19 protein-coding genes and 1 pseudogene are annotated in these 17,831 nt (G+C 65.4%); 6 read left to right on the top strand and 14 right to left on the bottom strand.

From position 1 onward, the window contains the following. Positions 1–59 precede the first annotated feature (59 nt). From zwf to L2Y96_RS10850, 4 genes are all read right to left on the bottom strand, one after another. A complete protein-coding gene (zwf, locus tag L2Y96_RS10835) occupies positions 60–1,544 on the bottom strand; it encodes a glucose-6-phosphate dehydrogenase (protein ID WP_247336732.1) in 1,485 nt (494 codons plus the stop codon). A 152-nt stretch (positions 1,545–1,696) separates the two neighbouring features. Further along, the gene (gene yjjX, locus L2Y96_RS10840) at positions 1,697–2,254 is read right to left on the bottom strand and encodes an inosine/xanthosine triphosphatase (RefSeq protein ID WP_247336734.1); all 558 of its coding nucleotides are present in this window, start codon (positions 2,252–2,254) and stop codon (positions 1,697–1,699) included. Positions 2,255–2,257: 3 nt separating this feature from the next. After that, positions 2,258–3,898 carry a phosphoglucomutase (alpha-D-glucose-1,6-bisphosphate-dependent) gene (gene pgm, locus L2Y96_RS10845; RefSeq protein ID WP_247336737.1) on the bottom strand — a complete coding sequence of 547 codons (1,641 nt, stop codon included), beginning with the start codon at positions 3,896–3,898 and terminating at the stop codon, positions 2,258–2,260. Between the two features lie 191 nt (positions 3,899–4,089). Further along, the gene (locus L2Y96_RS10850; protein ID WP_247336740.1) at positions 4,090–4,728 is read right to left on the bottom strand and encodes a response regulator; all 639 of its coding nucleotides are present in this window, start codon (positions 4,726–4,728) and stop codon (positions 4,090–4,092) included. Between the two features lie 162 nt (positions 4,729–4,890). On the opposite strand from L2Y96_RS10850, the gene L2Y96_RS10855 reads away from it, so the two are divergent. Next, entirely contained in the window at positions 4,891–5,649 is a 759-nt protein-coding gene (locus L2Y96_RS10855; RefSeq protein ID WP_247336743.1) for an Hpt domain-containing protein, read from the top strand. Positions 5,650–5,657: 8 nt separating this feature from the next. After that, positions 5,658–6,488, top strand: coding sequence for an NAD-dependent protein deacetylase (locus L2Y96_RS10860; protein WP_343218448.1), 831 nt, complete (start codon positions 5,658–5,660; stop codon positions 6,486–6,488). Here L2Y96_RS10860 and tadA read toward each other — a convergent pair. Further along, a complete protein-coding gene (gene tadA, locus L2Y96_RS10865) occupies positions 6,485–6,946 on the bottom strand; it encodes a tRNA adenosine(34) deaminase TadA (protein ID WP_425492620.1) in 462 nt (153 codons plus the stop codon). The two genes, L2Y96_RS10860 and tadA, sit on opposite strands and share 4 nt — an antisense overlap. A gap of 57 nt (positions 6,947–7,003) precedes the next feature. Next, a complete protein-coding gene (gene pdxR / locus L2Y96_RS10870; RefSeq protein WP_247336746.1) occupies positions 7,004–8,422 on the bottom strand; it encodes a MocR-like pyridoxine biosynthesis transcription factor PdxR in 1,419 nt (472 codons plus the stop codon). A gap of 94 nt (positions 8,423–8,516) precedes the next feature. Here pdxR and L2Y96_RS10875 point away from each other — a divergent pair, with 94 nt between their 5' ends. Both L2Y96_RS10875 and L2Y96_RS10880 read left to right on the top strand, forming a co-directional pair. Next, a complete protein-coding gene (locus L2Y96_RS10875; protein WP_247336749.1) occupies positions 8,517–8,975 on the top strand; it encodes a carboxymuconolactone decarboxylase family protein in 459 nt (152 codons plus the stop codon). Between the two features lie 171 nt (positions 8,976–9,146). After that, the gene (locus L2Y96_RS10880) at positions 9,147–10,130 is read left to right on the top strand and encodes a JmjC domain-containing protein (protein WP_247336752.1); all 984 of its coding nucleotides are present in this window, start codon (positions 9,147–9,149) and stop codon (positions 10,128–10,130) included. Here the strand turns inward: L2Y96_RS10880 and L2Y96_RS10885 are convergent. From L2Y96_RS10885 to L2Y96_RS10910, 6 genes and pseudogenes are all read right to left on the bottom strand, one after another. Then, positions 10,127–10,687: a DNA-3-methyladenine glycosylase I gene (locus L2Y96_RS10885; RefSeq protein ID WP_247336755.1), complete on the bottom strand. Its 561-nt coding sequence runs from the start codon at positions 10,685–10,687 to the stop codon at positions 10,127–10,129. The two genes, L2Y96_RS10880 and L2Y96_RS10885, sit on opposite strands and share 4 nt — an antisense overlap. Beyond that, entirely contained in the window at positions 10,684–11,238 is a 555-nt protein-coding gene (locus tag L2Y96_RS10890) for a TetR/AcrR family transcriptional regulator (protein WP_247336757.1), read from the bottom strand. Before L2Y96_RS10890 ends, L2Y96_RS10885 begins: the two co-directional genes overlap by 4 nt. After that, positions 11,238–11,699 carry a nuclear transport factor 2 family protein gene (locus L2Y96_RS10895; RefSeq protein ID WP_247336760.1) on the bottom strand — a complete coding sequence of 154 codons (462 nt, stop codon included), beginning with the start codon at positions 11,697–11,699 and terminating at the stop codon, positions 11,238–11,240. Before L2Y96_RS10895 ends, L2Y96_RS10890 begins: the two co-directional genes overlap by 1 nt. Before the next feature lie 230 nt (positions 11,700–11,929). Then, positions 11,930–13,030 (bottom strand): annotated as a pseudogene (locus L2Y96_RS10900) (NADH:flavin oxidoreductase/NADH oxidase); the annotation flags it as partial. 66 nt (positions 13,031–13,096) lie between these two features. After that, positions 13,097–13,615 (bottom strand): helix-turn-helix transcriptional regulator, encoded by a 519-nt coding sequence (locus L2Y96_RS10905; RefSeq protein WP_247336763.1) that lies wholly within the window; start codon positions 13,613–13,615, stop codon positions 13,097–13,099. Continuing rightward, positions 13,612–13,884, bottom strand: a complete 273-nt coding sequence (locus L2Y96_RS10910) for a hypothetical protein (RefSeq protein ID WP_247336765.1) — start codon at positions 13,882–13,884, stop codon at positions 13,612–13,614. Before L2Y96_RS10910 ends, L2Y96_RS10905 begins: the two co-directional genes overlap by 4 nt. Before the next feature lie 220 nt (positions 13,885–14,104). On the opposite strand from L2Y96_RS10910, the gene mgrA reads away from it, so the two are divergent. Next, entirely contained in the window at positions 14,105–15,145 is a 1,041-nt protein-coding gene (gene mgrA / locus L2Y96_RS10915) for an L-glyceraldehyde 3-phosphate reductase (RefSeq protein ID WP_247336768.1), read from the top strand. Positions 15,146–15,269: 124 nt separating this feature from the next. Here mgrA and L2Y96_RS10920 read toward each other — a convergent pair whose 3' ends face one another. Then, the gene (locus tag L2Y96_RS10920; protein WP_247336771.1) at positions 15,270–16,109 is read right to left on the bottom strand and encodes an SDR family oxidoreductase; all 840 of its coding nucleotides are present in this window, start codon (positions 16,107–16,109) and stop codon (positions 15,270–15,272) included. 171 nt (positions 16,110–16,280) lie between these two features. Here L2Y96_RS10920 and L2Y96_RS10925 point away from each other — a divergent pair, with 171 nt between their 5' ends. Further along, positions 16,281–17,162 carry an AraC family transcriptional regulator gene (locus tag L2Y96_RS10925; protein WP_247336774.1) on the top strand — a complete coding sequence of 294 codons (882 nt, stop codon included), beginning with the start codon at positions 16,281–16,283 and terminating at the stop codon, positions 17,160–17,162. 10 nt (positions 17,163–17,172) lie between these two features. On the opposite strand, the gene L2Y96_RS10930 is transcribed toward L2Y96_RS10925, so the two are convergent. After that, complete coding sequence (locus L2Y96_RS10930) at positions 17,173–17,811, bottom strand: TetR/AcrR family transcriptional regulator (RefSeq protein ID WP_247336777.1); 639 nt, start codon at positions 17,809–17,811, stop codon at positions 17,173–17,175. Positions 17,812–17,831 lie beyond the last annotated feature (20 nt).

The raw sequence follows: 17,831 nt of genomic DNA on the forward strand, positions 1-17,831 counted from the left end.
CCCCACATAATGCGGGCGAGCGGCGTGGATGCAATGCCCCGGGAGGGTGAACGCAGGCCTCAGGCGGCCTGCTCCTCCACCCACTGGTGGCCCGCCTGGGCCAGCAGTGCGCGAGCCGATTCTGGCCCCCAGGTGCCCGCTTCATAGGAATCCGGGCCTGCCGCCGCCGTGCTCCAGCCTTCAAGGATGGGCGTCACCCACTGCCAGGCGGCCTCGGTCTCGTCCTTGCGAACGAACAGCGCCGGGCTGCCCTTGACCGCATCGAGCATCAGGCCCTCGTACGAATCGCGGAACACCACGCGGCCCGGCTCGCCCAGCTTCGACAGGGCATCGACCTCATCAAGGCCAAACGAGTTACCCGGCTGCTTCACGAACAGCGGCAGGATCACGCTCTCGTTCGGCTGCACGCGAATGACCAGGCGGCTGCCCGGACGGGCTTCACCAAACAGGCCGGGCTCGCCGCCGCGGAACTGGATGACCACCTCGGTCAGCTTCTCCGGCATGCGCTTGCCCGAGCGCAGGTAGAACGGCACGCCCTGCCAGCGCGGCGTATCGATTTCGGCCTTGAGCGCGACGAAGGTCTCGGTATTACTCGGATTCGCATCCGGCAGCTCTTCACGGTAGGCCGGCACGGGCTGGCCACCCGTGGTGCCACGCACATACTGACCGCGTGCCACGTTGGCGGCGAGATTGTTCGGGTCGAGCGGCTTCAGCGAGGTCAGCACGCGCACCTTCTCATCGCGCAGCGCATCGGCATCCAGCGACGACGGGCGCTCCATCGCGACCACGGTCAGCACCTGCAGCAGGTGGTTCTGGATCATGTCGCGAAGCGCGCCCGATCCATCGTAGTAGCCGCCGCGACCTTCCAGGCCCACCGTCTCCGCAGCGGTGATCTGAACGTATTCGATGGATTCGCTATCCCACATGCGCTCGAGCATCGGGTTAGCGAAGCGCAGCGCGATGATGTTCTGCACCGCTTCCTTACCGAGGTAATGGTCGATGCGATAGATGCTGTTTTCGGGGAAGTGGCGACCCACGCCCTCGTTCACCTTGCGAGCGGTCTCCAGGTCGGTACCGATCGGCTTCTCGAGGACGATGCGCGACTGCGCGGTGCGCAGGCCCTTCTCGTCGATGTTCTTCGCGATATCGCCGTACAGGTCAGGCGCGGTTGCGAGGTAGAAGACCCGAGCACGGCCAGCATCGTCGTTGGCCAGTTTCTCCGACAGACCCGCCCAGTTGCCGCCGGCTTCGGCGCCATTGAGGCTCACGTAATGCACCAGGCGAAGGAAACGCTGAACCGTCGCCTCGACGAACTCTTCGCCACGGATGAACTCGCGAAGCGCCTTCAGCGCCCGTTCGCGGTACGCCTCATCATCCAGCGGCGAACGCGCCGTACCGATGATCCGGGCATCCGTCGGCACCTGGCCTTCGGCAAAACGACGGTACAGCGCGGGCAACAGCTTGCGCATGGTGAGGTCGCCGGTGGCGCCGAAGATCACGTAATCGAAAGACGGAACGGGTTCGAGCTGGCTTGAAGAGGTCATGGCCTGGTATCCGAAGCAAAGGATGGCGGCGGCTTTGCCGTCGTCGACGCATTGCTGGATAAGGGGTGTTGGCCCGGATTCAAGGGGCTGGATCGATCTAAATCGTTGCCTCGGGCGCACAACACCTTTGCCACACCACTTCGCGGGAAGCCTTAGGGCGCTGGCGACCCAAGGCTGTAGAGCTCAGGATGCAGGAAAGGCGCCATCGCCAGCGCCATGGCCTGGGCATAAGCATCTTCGCGTGTCACATGGCCGTTCGTGACCAGGCCTATCGCGCCACCTTGCTGTTTGATGTTCACCGTGCCGAACAATCGATCCATGACATCGCCCAATTCCTCACCGTCGAGCAGCGCCTCGAACACTGCCGGCGGCAATGGCAACCAGGCGCTCCGCCCCACCGAGACCATCTCGCCACGTGCGATGGCGACCACACCGAAGGTGCCAGGGCCATCCTCGGTGACATCCACCCCGCCCTCGAGCGCCACGTAGAACGTCGCCTCGCCATGCTGGCGGCAATAGTTCATGCGGTTGAGTGCCCCCTCGCGGGTCTCGGCGGCCGTCATCGGCTGATCGGACACACCCGAGGGCGCGTGCATGCCCTCGCAGGTGACCAGGCGGCCGGGAAAGAGCGGCGCGAGCGCGCGCTGCACCGCCGCCACCTTGATGGGATTGCGTGACCCCACCAACACCCGGATCGGCTCATGCGCCATGGCTTAGCCCAGCGCCTTGTCGACCATGGCCTGCGCCTCTTCGAGCACGCGGGCGAGATGATCCTTGCCGCGGAAGCTCTCGCCGTAGACCTTGTAGATGTCTTCGGTGCCCGACGGGCGTGCCGCGAACCAACCTTGTGCCGAGATCACCTTGATGCCGCCAATGGGCTGGCCATCGGCCTGGTTGATCACCTGGGTGATCGGATCGCCGGCGAGCGTGGTCGAGGTGACCTGCGCCGGATCCAGCTTCGACAGCTTCTGCTTCTGGGCGTGCGTCGCCGGGGCATCGATGCGCGCGTTGGCCGGATCACCCAGCTGGCGGGTGATGTCTCCATAAATCTCGCCCGGGTCGCGCCCCAGGCGCGCGGTCATTTCGCCGGCGAGCAGCGCGGCCAGGATGCCGTCCTTGTCGGTCGACCAGGCCGAAGCGTCTTTCGCGAGGAACGAAGCGCCTGCGCTCTCCTCGCAACCGAAACCCACGCTGCCATCGAACAAGCCCGGCACGAAATACTTGAAGCCCACCGGCACTTCCAGCAGCGGGCGCTTGAGATGCGCGGCCACGCGATCGAGCAAGCCCGTGCTAACCGCCGTCTTGCCGACGGCGGCGTCTGCCCGCCAGCCGGGACGGTTCTGGAACAGGTACCACGCCGCGGCGGCGAGGTAATGATTGGCCGGCATCAGGCCGACGCTCGGCGCCACCACACCATGGCGATCGTGATCGGTGTCGCAGGCGAAGGCCACGTCGAACTTATCCTTCAGGTGGATGAGCCGCTGCATCGCGTACGACGACGAGGGGTCCATCCGCACCTTGCCATCCCAATCCAGCGACATGAAGGCGAACGTTTTGTCGACCTCCTCACTCACCACCGTGAGGTTCAGGCCGTAGCGCTCGGCGATGGCGCTCCAGTAGTGCACGCCCGCGCCACCCAGCGGATCCACGCCCATTTTCACGCCGTTCGCGCGAATAATCTCAAGGTCCAGCGCATCACCGAGATCGCCGACATAGCGCTGGAGGAAATCAAATGCGTGGGTCGTGGATGCCTTGAGCGCCTGCGCGTACGGGAGGCGCTTCACGTCGCGCAGACCGCCTTCGATCAGCGCGTTCGCGCGGTCGGCGATCCATTTCGTGGCATCGGTATCCGCCGGGCCACCATGCGACGGGTTGTACTTGATGCCGCCGTTGTCCGGCGGATTGTGCGAGGGCGTGATGACGATGCCGTCGGCTTTGCCGCGCTCGAGCCCGCGGTTGTGCACCAGGATCGCATGGGAGACGCCAGGCGTCGGCGTGTATTCGCCACCGGCCGAAATCATGGTTTCCACGCCATTGGCCGCCAGGACCTCGAGCGTGCTTTCGAACGCCGGCTGGGACAGCGCGTGCGTATCGATACCCACGTACACCGGGCCATCGACCCCGGCCTTCCTGCGGTATTCGCAGATGGCCTGGACGACGGCGAGCACGTGCGCTTCATTGAACGATCGATCGAACGAGGAGCCGCGATGGCCGGAGGTGCCAAACACCACCCGCTGCTCCGGCACGGAGGGATCAGGTTTCAGATCCGAGTAAGCGGCCAGGAGCTTCGACAGGTCGACGAGGGTGCCGTCGGTGGCGGGCTTTCCCGCAAGGGGGCTGATCTTGGCAGTCACCTATGAATCTCCTTGCAACGAGCGCCCTGTGGCGCCCGGGTCGGGCATTGTAGGCACGGTGGGTGCCCGTGGTTGTCAAACGCGCGTGCACGCTGCCGTGCCCGCCAGCGGACAAGCATCGCGTAGTTTTGAGAATTCTTCTATGTCCCCGGAGGCTTCCGCTGGCTATCGTGGCAGCGTCTGTTCAGCAGTTATAGGCGCAACCGCTCGATGTACTCGAAAACCTCGGTGTCGCTGACCAGGCGGAGTTTCCGCATGGCGTTCGACTTTTGCTGGCTGACCGTGGAAAGGCCGCGCCCCGTGGCACGGGCGATATCCGTCACGCTATTCCCCGTGGCGAACAGGCGCAGGATCTCCAGCTCGCGCGGCGAAAGATCCGCCAGCGTGCCCGAGCGGTCGACCGGCGCACCCTGTTCCACGCCCAACACCGCCTGCACGGAGGCGCCCAGGTAGACATGGCCAGCCATGATTTCACGCAAGGCGTCGGCGATATCCCGCGCATCGCCCGATTTGCCAATGAGGCCGAGCACGCCCAGCGAAAGGATCTCGCGGTAAAGTGCCGGGTTGGCGATGGTGGTGATGACCATGACCGGGACCGCGGGGTGGCTTGCACGCACGGCCGCCAGCATGGCGAGGCCATCGTGATCGGTGCCGGGCATGCTGAAATCAGTGATCAGCGCGTCGCACGCCGTCGACGCAAGCGATGCGCGCAAGGCCTCGGGCGAGCCCGCCTCACCCACGACACGCGCCACGCCATCACGAGCCAGCGCAAGGCCGATGCCTTTCAGGACGACCGGATGGTCGTCAGCAACAATGACCCGGTAGGCCATGAATGATCCTTCAGTGCGGCACGTTCCATTGACCCGTGTCGCCATGCCTTTGCGCCGCGGGGCGACGAGTTGAGCACATCACGCCTGGGGATGCCACCTGCGTGGTTGCGCAACGCGTACGATCGCATCTGCGATAAACGTGCCGCGCGAGCGGCGCGCGTCATGCACGCTACCAGCCTGCCCGATCTCCTTGAGCGCCTTGGTCGCCGATACCTTAGCCAGGCGCGCCGCCGTGGCGTGCAGCTCGCGCTCGATATCGATCCCGCCCTGGCCACCGATCTCGTGGGGCCGTTCCGTGCCTTGGCGGAGTTACTCCAGCAACTCATCGCGCTCGCGATCGAAAACCCACACGGCCATCGCGTCACGCTGTTCGTCGACGTCGTACACGACGAACCCGGGCGGCAGACGGCGCACTTCTCCGTGGATCTCGCGGCGCCCCCAGCGGCCGCGACCGATGCTTTCGGCATATCCGACTTGCGCCGAAAAGCACAGGCCGTGGGCGGCACCCTGCATGAGGAGCTCGGCGATGCGTGCCATCTGAGCCTCGAGCTGGGCTTTATCGTGCCGCCGGCACCACCCCACGTCGACGTGGTCGCCCTACGCGCCACCCTGGGTAGCGACGAGGCGCTGCATGAGGTCATCGATGCGCTGGGAAATGCGCTCGCCGCCGACGTGGGGCACCTCGAGCGCGCACTCGCCCAGGCCGATGCCGCTGCGGTACGCCAGTGGCTGCACCGCGTCTCCGGCGCGCTCGGCATGGCCGAGGCGACCGGCCTCGCGGCGATGGGCCTGCGCCTGGAGCAGGATATGGTGATCCGCTCCGTCGACGATATGGCGCTTGCCGTGCGCCGTTTCGCCGTGGACGCGACCCGTGCGCTGGCCTGGCTGCGCGAGGGTCGCCTGCACGATCCGCTGATATGATGCGCCGGATGAACGCCGCCTCGGACAGCACCGCAGGTCTCAATGCACTGCGAAACTTCGTAGACGCCCACCCTCGCCTCTTTGTGCTGACCGGCGCCGGCATCAGCACCGATTCCGGCATCCCGGATTACCGCGACGGCCAGGGTGAGTGGAAACGCAGCCCGCCCATGACGCTGCAGTTATTTATGAGCGGCGAACCCGCGCGGGCCCGTTACTGGGCGCGCGGCATGATCGGCTGGCGTCATTTCGGCGCGGTGCAGCCCAATATCGCGCATCACGCGCTGGCAAACCTTGAGAAGCAAGGGCGCATTGAGCTCCTGCTCACACAAAACGTCGACGGTCTCCACGAGGCCGCGGGCAGCATCAACGTCGTCGACCTGCACGGTCGCATGGATCGTGTCCGCTGCATGCAATGTGGCGACATCACCCGCCGCGACACCATGCAGCGCCGCCTCGAAGAAGCGAACCCTGCGTGGCTCGACCTCAGCGCCACGATCGCACCCGATGGCGATGCCGATCTGGATGGCGTGGACTTCTCCCGATTCAGCGTACCGCCCTGCACCGTTTGTGGCGGCATCCTGAAGCCGGACGTCGTGTTCTTCGGCGAGAACGTGCCGCGAGCGCGCGTCGACACGGCATGGGCCCATCTGGGCCGCGCCGATGCCATGCTCGTCGTCGGCTCCTCGCTCATGGTGTACTCGGGCTATCGGTTCGTCGTCGAAGCGTCGCGCAAGGGCCTGCCCATCGCTTCGGTGAATCTTGGGGTGACACGCGCCGATGCGCTGCTGACGCTCAATGTGAGCGCCGCCGTCGCAGACGCGCTGCGGCCGTTCGCCTAGCGCCGCGCGCGGAAGAACTGGCGAAGCATATCGCCCGCCACATCCGCTTCAAGACCCCCGGCCACCGTCACCTTGTGATTGTGGCGATCGGAAATAAGCGTATCGAACACGCTGCCCGCGGCGCCGGTCTTGGGATCTGTCGCGCCGTAAACCACCCTGCCGATCCGGGCATGGACCATCGCCATCGCGCACATGGCGCAGGGCTCCAGCGTGACGTAGAGCGTGGCGCCGGGAAAGCGATAGTTCCCCAGGGCTTCGCCCGCCGCGCGCAACGCCTGGATCTCCGCATGCGCGGTGGGATCGTTGAGCGTGATGTTGCGGTTCCAGCCAAGGCCGACCGCCTTGCCATCCGCTACCAGCACCGCGCCAACAGGCACTTCGCCTTCCGCGTCGCGGGCGTGCGCCGCCAGCTCGAGCGCGCGCGCCATCCACGCGCGATCATCCTCGCTGAACGGCATGGGGGTTTCGGGCGGGGACGGGGTGTTCACTAGGGGCTCCACGGCAAGCCGTGCATTCTAACCGGTCGCGCCGCGGAGCACGGCCGCCAATCGCTCAACCAGCGCGCGCGCCTGTTGCTCAGGGACGTTGGTCACCCCGAGCAAGAGGCCGGAACGCGCCGACGCGCCGGCGTACCACGGCGACAGCGGCACGGGCGCGAGTTCCGCCGCGTGCGCCGCACGCGCAAGCGCGGCGTCGTTCGCGCCGTCCGGCAGAGCAATCCGTAGCGACAGACCGCCGTTCTCCCAGGCCAGACCAGCATCGTCCAGCGCCAAGCTCACCGCATCACGTCGACTCGCGTAGGCCCGTTTCATACGCCGCAGGTGGCGCAGGTAATGCCCCTGCTGGATGAAGCCGGTGACGGCCTGCTGGATGACAGGAGGTGGCGCGGGCTCAAGCGTGCCGGTGACCTCCTGTACGGCGGGTACGAGCACCTCCGGTACCACGAGATAGCCCATGCGCAGGCCGGGTGCGATGGTCTTGCTGAACGTGCCGATGTGGATCACCCGGTGGGGATCCATCGACGCCAGTGCAGGTGCCGCGCGCCGGGTGAGTTGCAACTCACCCAGGTAATCGTCTTCGATGATCCAGCGCTCGCCGGCGTGTGCCCATTCGATCAACGCAACGCGGCGCTCCAGCGACATCGTGGCGCCGAGCGGTGCCTGTTGCCCCGGCGTCACCAGGGCAATGGCCGCGTGCGGGGCCCGCAGGCGGGCCGCTTGCACATCCAGCCCGTCCGCATCCACCGGGACCGGCACGGGCCTGACGCCGGCCCAACCCAGCGCGGTGCGCGCAAAGGGGTAACCCGGCTCCTCGAACCACGCATCGGCGCCTTGCACGGGCAAGACGCGGAGGATGGTGCTCAGCGCGCCGGCATAGCCATGCGTCACGAAGACCTGCGATGGGTGGCAGGCGAAGCCACGCGCCATGGCGAGGTAGCCGGCGATGGCTGCGCGGAGGGCCGGCTCGCCCCGAGGATCCGGGTAATCGGCCGGCGCCGCGGCGGTATCGCGCGCCGCCTGCCCGAGCAGCCGCGTCCACAGCGCAGCCGGGAACAGGTCTGCCGCTGGCACACCGACCTGAAATGGCAACGCGGCCGTGGCGCCCTTCGGGAAGCCACCAAATGGGGCACGCGTACGTGCCGGCTCCGGTTCCGGACGCCCCAAGGGCAGGCGCCGGGCGACCCGCGTGCCCGCCGCGCCTGACGGGATAACGAACTGTCCGTCCGCCAGTTCCTCATAGGCCGTTCGGACGGTGCCCCGCGCGACGCCAAGCTGGGCGGCGAGATCGTTCCATGAGGGCAGCCGCGCGCCCGGGGCGAGCCGGCCATCGCGAATGGCCTCGCGGATGCCGTCAGCAATCTGGGCCGAGAGCGCTTGCCGCGCGCCACGATCGATATGGATGCCGAAGGTGCCGTTCATGGCGGCATGGTACATCGCCGGAGCCCGTTCTTGGCTCTATGGCATGACCCAAGCGCGGCGCAGGCTATGTCCATCCACCCCACCCTGTTCTCACCCCGGAGTCATCGCCATGAGCCAGCGCCTCAACTACATGCAAGCCGCCCCGGACGCCATCAAGGGCTTCCTCACCACCCATGGCTACCTGGCCCAGAGCGGCCTCGACAAGAACCTGGTGGACCTCGTCTACCTGCGTGTTTCCCAGATCAACCACTGTGCGTACTGCATCGACATGCACTCGCAGGACCTGCACAAGCACGGTGTGCCGTTCGAGAAACTCATCCTGACCTCGGCATGGCGTGAAGCCGGCGATGTCTTCACCGCCCGCGAGCAAGCCGCCCTCGCCTGGGCCGAGTCCGTCGCGAATGTCGCCGAGACGGGCGTCCCCGATGAGGACTACGCCGCCGCCATCGCTGTATTCAGCGAGAAAGAACTCTCTGACCTCTCGGTGGCCATCGCGCTGATGAGTGCCTTCAACCGCCTCGGCGTGGCGTTCCGCAACAAGCCGGTTGCCGCTTCGCGACTGGCCTGACCTGTACGAGCGCGCTTGCGCGCGATAGGTGCCTGCGGCAGCCCCATCGCGCGCAAACGAGATCCCACATTAGGTAATTGCGGTTAGGCCGTCTGTCCGGTGGCACGGCCCGCAGGTTAGTACGACGCTTTTCCTCGCTGGCAGGGGTCATGTTTCGAGGGGAGCGTCACCATGGATCAGCGCGCGATCGATGAACCGCATATTGTCTGGCCCCTGGATCCGGCGGGGTTCTCCACGCACCGGATTACCCGGCTGCGACATACCTTCCACCGGCATCCGCTCTTTCAGCTGCCCGAGTTGGCCAATCTCGCACGCGAGCTGATGCCGAAGGAGCAGTGCCGTTTCGTACGGCCCGGCCTGCAGCAGGATTCCGCGTTCCGGCACGAGCCACGGCCGGTGGATGGGCGCGATATCGATCAGGTATTCGAGCATATCCACGAGACCGGTTCATGGATCGCGCTGTACAACGTGGAAGCCGTACCGCGCTATCGCGCGTTGCTCGACGAGATCATCGATGGCCTGCGCCCGCTGATCGAGAAAGAGCAGCCCGGCATCTTCAACGTGACCGGCTTCATCTTCATCTCGGCGCCACCTTCCGTCACGCCGTTCCATATCGATCGCGAGAATAACTTCTGGATGCAGCTGCATGGCCGGAAGACCCTGAGCGTGTGGGACCCCGCGGATCGCCAGGCGGTAAGCGCGGCACATGTCGAAGACTTCATCGTGAGCCACACGCTCCGCGACGTGCGCCTGAACGACGCCTCCCGCAGCACCAGCCACGAGTTCGATAGCGGCCCGGGCGATGGCGTCTACTTCCCGACAACGGCACCGCACATGACGCGCACCGACAATAGCTGGGTGCACGGCGACGACGCGGTGTCGATCTCGATCGGCGTCACGTTCTATACGAGCCATACCGTGCGCAACGCGCGCGTGCACCAGTTCAACCGGGTGGCGCGCAAATACCTTGGGTTGCACCCGGCGCCACCTGGCCGGCACTACGTGCGCGACCGGTTGAAAGCGCCACTGGGTTACCTGCTCGGCGTGTCACGGCAGTGGGCCTTGCGTGCCCTCACCTTCTACGGCGGCCTCAAGGCCCATCATCGGCCCGAGGAAGGCTGGTGGGGCGAAAAAGCGCCGCCGGGCTCGTACTAGCGCGCGTTGAAGCGGAAGCAGGCCTGGGCATGGTCATCCACGATGCCCACGGCCTGCATCCAGGCATAGACGATCGTGGGGCCGACGAATTTGAAGCCGCGCTTCTTCATATCTTTCGAGATGGTGGTGGATAGCGGCGTCTGTGCATGCACCGTCTTGCCATCGCCCCGAAGCACCTTGCCCTGGGTGAATGACCAGCAGTAGTCGGCGAATTCTTCGCCCTTCGCCTGCATGTCGAGATAGATTTTCGCCCCCTGGATCGTCGCTTCGATCTTGGCGCGCGAGCGGATGATGCCTTCGTCGCCGAGCAGGCGCTCGATATCCTTCTCGGTGAAACGCGCCACCTTCGCGGGGTCGAAATGCTTGAACGCTTTGCGGAAGTTTTCGCGCTTACGCAGGATGGTGATCCAGGACAGCCCGGCCTGGAAGCCTTCGAGCATGAGCTGTTCCCACAGCATGCGGCTATCGCGCAGCGGCACGCCCCACTCCGTGTCGTGGTAATCGGCATACAGCGGGTCACTGCCTGCCCAGCTGCAACGGATCTTTGGCTTGGTCACGGTGCGGTGCTACCCAGTCGGCGGAGTCGGGCCGTAGTTTCACCGAAGACGCCCGGATTGTTTAGGGCCCGGGCAAGCACCAATGCGCCCTGGATGCCACCGACGATCTCCAGCGCGGACTGCCTGGGTGCTGCATCACCTGCACGCGTGAGTGCCATGGCCAACACGTCGATCCAGCGATGGAAGTACGCGCCGATGGCGCTGGCGAAGCGGTCACGGGTTTCGTCGAGCGCAAACGCGCCGATCAGGCATACGCGCGCGCCGCTATGAAAGTACGTGTCCACGGCGCGCCACATGGCCGGAATGCCCTCGGCGGGCGCAAGCGTGGCCAGCGGTGTAAACACCTCGGATTCGAACCAGTCGTCGACGTCGGCCAGTACCGCGGCCGCCATGTCTTCCTTCCCACCGGGGAAGAAATGGTAAAGGCTGCCCTTACCCAGGCCGGTCTTCTCCGTGATCCGGGCCATGGAGGCCCCGTCATAACCCAGCTCGCGGAAGGCTTCCGCGAGCATGGGAACCACATCGGTGCGTTCGTAGACGACGCGCGGCATCAGAGGCCCAGGTCGGAGAGGCTGGGATGGTCATCCGGGCGGCGGCCGAGTGGCCAGAAGAACTTCCGGTCGGATGCCTTCATCGGCATGTCATTGATACACGCATAACGATGATGCATGAGGCCATCCTCGCCAAACTCCCAGTTTTCATTGCCGTAGGAGCGGTACCAGTTATTGCTGTCGTCGTGCCATTCATAGGCGAACCGTACGCCGATGCGATCACCCGTGAACGCCCACAGCTCCTTGATCAGGCGGTAGTCGAGCTCCTTCGCCCACTTGCGGGTGAGGAACTGGACGATCTGCTCGCGGCCATGCACGAACTCGGCGCGGTTCCGCCATTCGCTATCTGGGGTGTAGACGAGCGATACCCGCTCAGGATCGCGGCTGTTCCAGCCATCTTCGGCGAGGCGAACCTTCTGGACGGCGGTTTCGTGGGTGAACGGAGGAACGGGTGCGGCCATGACGCAATCTCCTGTACCGGGGAGATTGCACTGTACCAAATGGTACAGACGTCCACCATCCTACCAAGGTATGCACGCCTAACCCTGTAGGAGCGCGCTTGCGCGCGATGGGTGCTCGCGGCAAGCCGTGATCGCGCGCAAGCGCGCTCCTACAACAGCATCAGCATCGGTTAGCTGTAGTGGCCGTCGGCGGATTTCACCCAGCCTGCCTCGGGCCGCATGGCGGTCTCGGTATGGAACAGATGCCGGTGGCGCGAGGGCTGCGAACGCAGGTACTGCTTGGGCGCCCTCACCTGCCCGCCGAGATGGGCGGCGGCATGCCACGGCCAGCGCGGGTCGTAGAGGATCGTGCGTGCCAGGGCGACCATGTCGGCATCGCCGTTCGCCACGATCGCTTCGGCGTGGTCGGGCTCGGTAATCAGGCCAACGGCGACCACGGGCATCTTCACCGCCTTCTTCACGGCGCTCGCGAACGGCACCTGGTAGCCGGGACCGACGGGGATCTTCTGAGCCGCATGGAGGCCGCCCGTCGAGACATGGATGGCATCGCAGCCATGCGCCTCGAGCGCCTTCGCAAACGCGATGGTCTGCTCGAGATCCCAACCGCCATCGACCCAGTCCGTTGCGGAAACGCGCATGGTCAGGAGCTTGTCCGCCGGCAGCGCGGCACGAACCGCGTCGAAAACCTCGAGCGGGAAACGCATGCGGTTTTCGAGTGAACCACCGTACTCGTCGCTGCGCTGGTTCGACAGCGGCGAGAGGAACTGGTGCAACAAGTAGCCGTGGGCGCCATGCAACTGCACGCCATCGACGCCAGCACGCACCGCGCGGCCCGCGGCCTCGACGAAGGCGGCCTTGATCCGCTGCATGCCCTGGTGATCCAGTGCGAGCGGCGGCACCTGGCCGTCCTGGAACGGGATGGCCGAGGGCGCGACGGTCTGCCAGCCGCGCTCCGTGCCGGGCGCGATCTGAGCACCGCCTGCCCACGGCGTCTCCGTGGAAGCCTTGCGGCCGGCATGGCCAAGCTGCACCACGACCGGGATATCCGACCAGCGGCGAATGCCTTCAAGCGTCCGCCGCATGGCGGCTTCCGTCGCATCGTCATACAGGCCGACGTCAGCCCAGGTGATCCGACCCTCCGGCACCACGCCCGTTGCTTCGATGGTGAGCAGCGCCGCACCGGAGAGCGCGAGCTGGCCAAGATGGATCAGGTGCCAGTCGTTCATCTGCCCATCGACAGCCGAGTACTGGCACATCGGCGCGATGATGATCCGATTGGCCAGCTCATGGCCGCGCACGCGCGCCGGCGAGAAAAGGACGGGGTTCGCCATGGGATATCCCTGCAGGAAAGGAGTTGCCTGAAGGGTTGGGCCTGCGGACTCCCGGCGCAAGCCCCCTTAAACGATGGTATGCACTGCGTACCCTGCCCGCTTCATCCGCTCCTGCTCTAGCGCCGCGTTCACGCGCCATGCCGCCCGGGCCGTGGAAATATCAGCCTCATCGATGGCGTAACCCGCACTTTCACGAAGCCACCCAAGCACCTCGGCCGCATGCCAGATGGAGGTACTGCCACCATGCACCGGCACCGGGAAACCCGCGCCGCCAAGCATCAACTTGCGCATGTTCTGCCGGGTCACGCCGACACGCTCAGCGATGTCCGTGAGCCCAGCGAAATCGGGGCCCGCCTCCACCAGCGTCGCCTGCGGGATGATCGCGTTGACATCGGCCATGGCCGCACGAAGCACCGCTTCTGCCGAACGGCCCGCACGCTCCAGCTCAAGGCCCAGGTAACCTGGCCGACCCACGCCGATCATGAAATCGGTAAGACCCGCCTCGCCAAACCGCTCGATGATCTCGTCGTGGCGGTTGTCCGCGTCGTCAAGCTGATAGACGAGCGTGAACGTGTACTCTCTCATTCGATGACCTCTTCGTTCGGGCCCAGCGTCCGATAGCTGGCACAGCCATCGACCGCTCGCCGCAGTCGCTTTGCGAAGTTGCCGGGGTTAGCCGGCGTACTCCAGATACTGGTGATGCAATACACACCGCAGCGGCAATCGCGCGAGTCGTAGGGACACAACATCTTGCCCCACGCGTGGCTGCCGCCTTGTTCAATGCGCCACCCGTGAGCCTCGGCGTGCCGTAGCGCGGCCTCGATATCGGGCTTGGGGTGCCTGCTCCTAGGCATCGGGCGTGCTCCAGTCTTAGGAAAAGTGGATGAGTTGTCAAGTGACAACTCACCTCCCCTGGAAGCATAGGTCGCACACGGAGTCCGTCCCATCCGTATCGGCCGCCGAGTTGCGTCCTCTTCCACTGGAATGCGAGTAGGCGTTCGCCGAGCACACGGACAACCCGCTACCATCGGCGATGGCACTCACCCCTCACGTCCCCACGCAAGGAATTCCCGCATGACTTATGTAGCCGACCCTTCCCGCTATGACGGCCGCATGCCGTACCGCCGCGTTGGCCGCAGCGGCATGGTGTTGCCAGCGGTGTCGCTGGGCTTGTGGCAGAACTTCGGCGGGGTCGACCGTTTCGAAACAGGCCGCGCGATCCTGCGCCGTGCCTTCGACCGCGGGGTCACGCATTTCGATCTTGCGAACAATTACGGCCCGCCCTACGGGTCGGCGGAGGAAAATTTCGGCCGCTGGTTCGCTGCCGATTTCGCAACGCACCGTGACGAGCTGGTCATTTCGAGCAAGGCGGGCTGGGACATGTGGCCGGGCCCGTATGGTGGCCCCACCGGCACGCGCAAGCACCTGATCGCGAGCTGCGAGCAAAGCCTGAAGCGCATGGGCCTGGATTACGTCGATATTTTCTACTCGCACCGCGTCGATCCGGATACGCCGCTCGACGAGACCATGAATGCTCTGGTGCATCTGCACCGCCAGGGCAAGGCCTTGTACGTCGGTATCTCGTCGTATTCGCCCGAGCTGACGCGGGAAGCCGCACGCATCCTTGCGGCGGAGAACGTGCCGCTCTTCATCCACCAGCCGAACTACTCGATGCTCAACCGCACGATCGAGCACGGCCTGCTCGATACGCTGGGTGAGCTCGGGACCGGCTGCATCGCCTTCTCGCCACTCGCCCAGGGCATGCTGACCAGCAAATACCTCAACGGCATCCCGGCCGATGCCCGCGTGACCCGCGAGGATTCGATGAACAAGGGCATGCTGAGCGACGAAAACCTGAAGCACATCCGCGCGCTCAACGGCATGGCGGAGAAGCGCGGCCAGACGCTGGCCCAGATGGCGATCGCATGGACCTTGCGCGACCCGCGCGTCACCTCGTCGCTCATCGGCGCCCGCACGGTCGAACAGCTGGATGATTCGCTGGACGCGGTTAAGCACATGGATTTCAGCGCGCAAGAGCTCGCCGAAATCGACCAGCACGCCCGCGACGGCGGTGTCGACCTGTGGGAAGTCTCCTCAAGCATCGGCAAGCGCTAAGACATGTTGTAGGAGCGCGCTTGCGCGCGACATCTTTCGCCTCACCGCAACAGGCCCTGTTGCTCTTCGGCGTTCGGCTATCGCGCGCAAGCGCGCTCCTACAAGAGCGTTCGTCCCCTTGCCGTTAGCTCGGGAAGTCGGTGCTCGTCGAAATATCCTTCACCGCTTCAAAGTTGGTACGCAACTCTTCGAGACGGTCGCTCAGGAATTTGTACGCATCCGAGCCTAGCGGCAGGCGGAGCGGCGGGTTTTCCGCGTCCACGGCCTGGATGATCGCCGCGGCGCCACGGGCCGGATCACCCGGCTGCGTGCCGGTGTACGACTTAGCCTGGCGGCGGCGTTCGCCGGCGGTCGCGTCGTAGTCGGCGATCACCGTCTTCGACTCGATGACCGAACGGCCGGCCCAGTCGGTACGGAAGCGGCCCGGCTCCACGATGACCACCTTGATGCCCAGCGGGCCCACTTCCTTCGACAGCGATTCCGAGAAGCCTTCCACCGCCCACTTCGTCGCGTGGTAGTAGCCGGTCGCTGGGAAAGCCACAAGGCCACCGATGGACGACACGTTGACGATGTGGCCGCTGCGGCGCTGGCGCATGCCCGGCAGCACGTGGCGGGTCAGGGAGATAAGGCCAAATACGTTGGTCTCGAACTGACGGCGAATCTCTTCGTCCTCGCCTTCTTCGACGGCGGAAAAGTAACCGTAGCCGGCATTGTTCACGAGCACATCGACGCGGCCGAACCGCGCCTCGGCGTCGGCAACGGCCTTGCGGATGGCCTGCTCACTGGTGACATCGAGGGCCACGGCAAGCGCGGTTTCCGGATACTTGTCGGCGATATCCTGCACCTGCTCCGGCTTGCGGGCGGTAAGCACCACGCGCTCGCCGCGGGCGAGCACCTGCTCGGCAAGCTCACGGCCGAAGCCGGTGGAGCAACCGGTGATGAACCAGATCTTTGAATCGGACATGGGGATTCCTTTGACGGGGGAGGCAGGGGCCAGCGGGGGCGCCGGCACCCTGAAAGGATCGTCCCTGGGGGGATAAGGAACTACCCCAAAGCTGCCGGTGTTTTGCACGATCCTGCCAAACTGCCCGCCAACCCGTTCAGGTGCTGTGATTGCCGGGTGCATAATGGGGACATGGAAACCCTGCTTGAACACATGTGCGAAGCCGTGGAACGCCACGCCGCTCACCCGCGTCAGGAGACGGCCCTGCCCGGCCTCACCCTCTATCGGGTGAACCAGGCCGCGCACCCTTCCCATGTGTTCTACCGGCCACGCATGGTGGTGATCCTGCGCGGCAGCAAGACCATTGCCGCCGGCGACGCACCGTTCCTCGCCGACACATCCACTTTCCTGCTCGTCACGGTGGACTTGCCCGTCTGTGCCCAGGTCTTCCTTGATGCGGAGGGCCGCTCGCACCTCGCCTTCTCACTCGATATCGATCGCGTGGCGCTGGCCGAAGCCATGGCACGACTCCCGCTCAAGGAGGCACCCTCGGGCGCACCGGCCGGTGCAGCGACCGCCGCGATGACGCTCGAACTGCTCGAACCGTTCGCACGCCTGCTCGATCTGCTCGACCGTCCCGATGACATTCCTTTCGTTGCACCGCTGATCGTGCAGGAGATCTACTACCGCCTGTTCCGCAGCGGCCTGGGCGAACCGCTTCGCCAGCTTGCGCAGAACAGCTCGCACATCGCCCAGGTGGGTCGTGTTACCCAATGGATCAAGGCGAACTATGCGGCGCCGATGTCGATCGACTCGCTAGCCGAGGTGGCCGGCATGAGCGTTACCTCGTTCCACCGGCATTTCAAGGCGATCACGTTGATGACGCCCGTGCAGTACCGCATGCGACTCCGCCTGCAGGAAGCGCGCAAGCTGCTGCTAGCCGAACCCCGCTCAGCCGGCGCCGTGGCGGCGGCCGTTGGCTACGACAGCCAATCCCAGTTCACCCGCGACTACAAGCGCATGTTCGGTGCACCGCCCGCCACCGACGCCTCCCGTTTAGCCGCGCCCCTGTAGAAGCGCGCTCCTACAGGGAGCGCGTTTCGATATCGCGGAGATACGCGCAGAACATATCGGCCATCGCCGCACTGAAAGCTTCGACCTCATCGCGGGTTCGCGGCGACGACGAAAAATCCTTGCCTACCGCACTCATCGTCGAAAGGATCAGCGACACCGCCGTGGCCCGAGCCTCTTCGCTTGCCTTCGGCAACACCTCGGCCATGAAGGCATGGAACGCCCGCTCGCCCGCAGCCTTTGCCTCGCGGGCCTCGGGTGCATCGCGGTACAAGGGCGCCGCGTCATCCAGCGCCACCCGCATATCCGCCTCATCGCACTCCGATTGAATGAACGCAACGACGAGCCGGCGCAAGCGCTCCAGCGGCGGCTGATCGTCGCCAACCAGCGTCGCGATCAACATGTCGGTGGTCTCCCGCCACTCGTCGCTTTGCAGGCGGAACAGGATCGCCGCCTTGTTCGGGAAGTACTGATAGATCGAGCCGACACTGACCCCGGCCCGCTCGGCCACCCTGGCCGTAGTGAATCGCGCGACACCCTCCTTCGCCAAAACCTGAGCTGCGGCCTCGAGGATGGCTGCGACGAGCTCGTTCGAACGCGCCTGTTTTGGGCTCTTTCGCGAGGAAATCGATGGTTTTTTCTGGCTGGCCATGACGCCTCGGGAATGCGAAT

Origin of the sequence: Luteibacter aegosomaticola, from assembly GCF_023078475.1 — a bacterium.
GTDB classification, from domain to species: domain Bacteria; phylum Pseudomonadota; class Gammaproteobacteria; order Xanthomonadales; family Rhodanobacteraceae; genus Luteibacter; species Luteibacter aegosomaticola.

What these genes read in the sequence shown, in the direction of transcription:
- zwf (WP_247336732.1), bottom strand. Translation starts at nt 1,544, where the DNA reads ATGACCTCTTCAAGCCAGCTCGAACCCGTTCCGTCTTTCGATTACGTG.
- yjjX (WP_247336734.1), bottom strand. Translation starts at nt 2,254, where the DNA reads ATGGCGCATGAGCCGATCCGGGTGTTGGTGGGGTCACGCAATCCCATC.
- L2Y96_RS10850 (WP_247336740.1), bottom strand. Translation starts at nt 4,728, where the DNA reads ATGGCCTACCGGGTCATTGTTGCTGACGACCATCCGGTCGTCCTGAAA.
- L2Y96_RS10855 (WP_247336743.1), top strand. Translation starts at nt 4,891, where the DNA reads ATGCACGCTACCAGCCTGCCCGATCTCCTTGAGCGCCTTGGTCGCCGA.
- L2Y96_RS10860 (WP_343218448.1), top strand. Translation starts at nt 5,658, where the DNA reads ATGAACGCCGCCTCGGACAGCACCGCAGGTCTCAATGCACTGCGAAAC.
- tadA (WP_425492620.1), bottom strand. Translation starts at nt 6,946, where the DNA reads ATGCCGTTCAGCGAGGATGATCGCGCGTGGATGGCGCGCGCGCTCGAG.
- pdxR (WP_247336746.1), bottom strand. Translation starts at nt 8,422, where the DNA reads ATGTACCATGCCGCCATGAACGGCACCTTCGGCATCCATATCGATCGT.
- L2Y96_RS10875 (WP_247336749.1), top strand. Translation starts at nt 8,517, where the DNA reads ATGAGCCAGCGCCTCAACTACATGCAAGCCGCCCCGGACGCCATCAAG.
- L2Y96_RS10880 (WP_247336752.1), top strand. Translation starts at nt 9,147, where the DNA reads ATGGATCAGCGCGCGATCGATGAACCGCATATTGTCTGGCCCCTGGAT.
- L2Y96_RS10890 (WP_247336757.1), bottom strand. Translation starts at nt 11,238, where the DNA reads ATGCCGCGCGTCGTCTACGAACGCACCGATGTGGTTCCCATGCTCGCG.
- L2Y96_RS10895 (WP_247336760.1), bottom strand. Translation starts at nt 11,699, where the DNA reads ATGGCCGCACCCGTTCCTCCGTTCACCCACGAAACCGCCGTCCAGAAG.
- L2Y96_RS10905 (WP_247336763.1), bottom strand. Translation starts at nt 13,615, where the DNA reads ATGAGAGAGTACACGTTCACGCTCGTCTATCAGCTTGACGACGCGGAC.
- L2Y96_RS10910 (WP_247336765.1), bottom strand. Translation starts at nt 13,884, where the DNA reads ATGCCTAGGAGCAGGCACCCCAAGCCCGATATCGAGGCCGCGCTACGG.
- mgrA (WP_247336768.1), top strand. Translation starts at nt 14,105, where the DNA reads ATGACTTATGTAGCCGACCCTTCCCGCTATGACGGCCGCATGCCGTAC.
- L2Y96_RS10920 (WP_247336771.1), bottom strand. Translation starts at nt 16,109, where the DNA reads ATGTCCGATTCAAAGATCTGGTTCATCACCGGTTGCTCCACCGGCTTC.
- L2Y96_RS10925 (WP_247336774.1), top strand. Translation starts at nt 16,281, where the DNA reads ATGGAAACCCTGCTTGAACACATGTGCGAAGCCGTGGAACGCCACGCC.
- L2Y96_RS10930 (WP_247336777.1), bottom strand. Translation starts at nt 17,811, where the DNA reads ATGGCCAGCCAGAAAAAACCATCGATTTCCTCGCGAAAGAGCCCAAAA.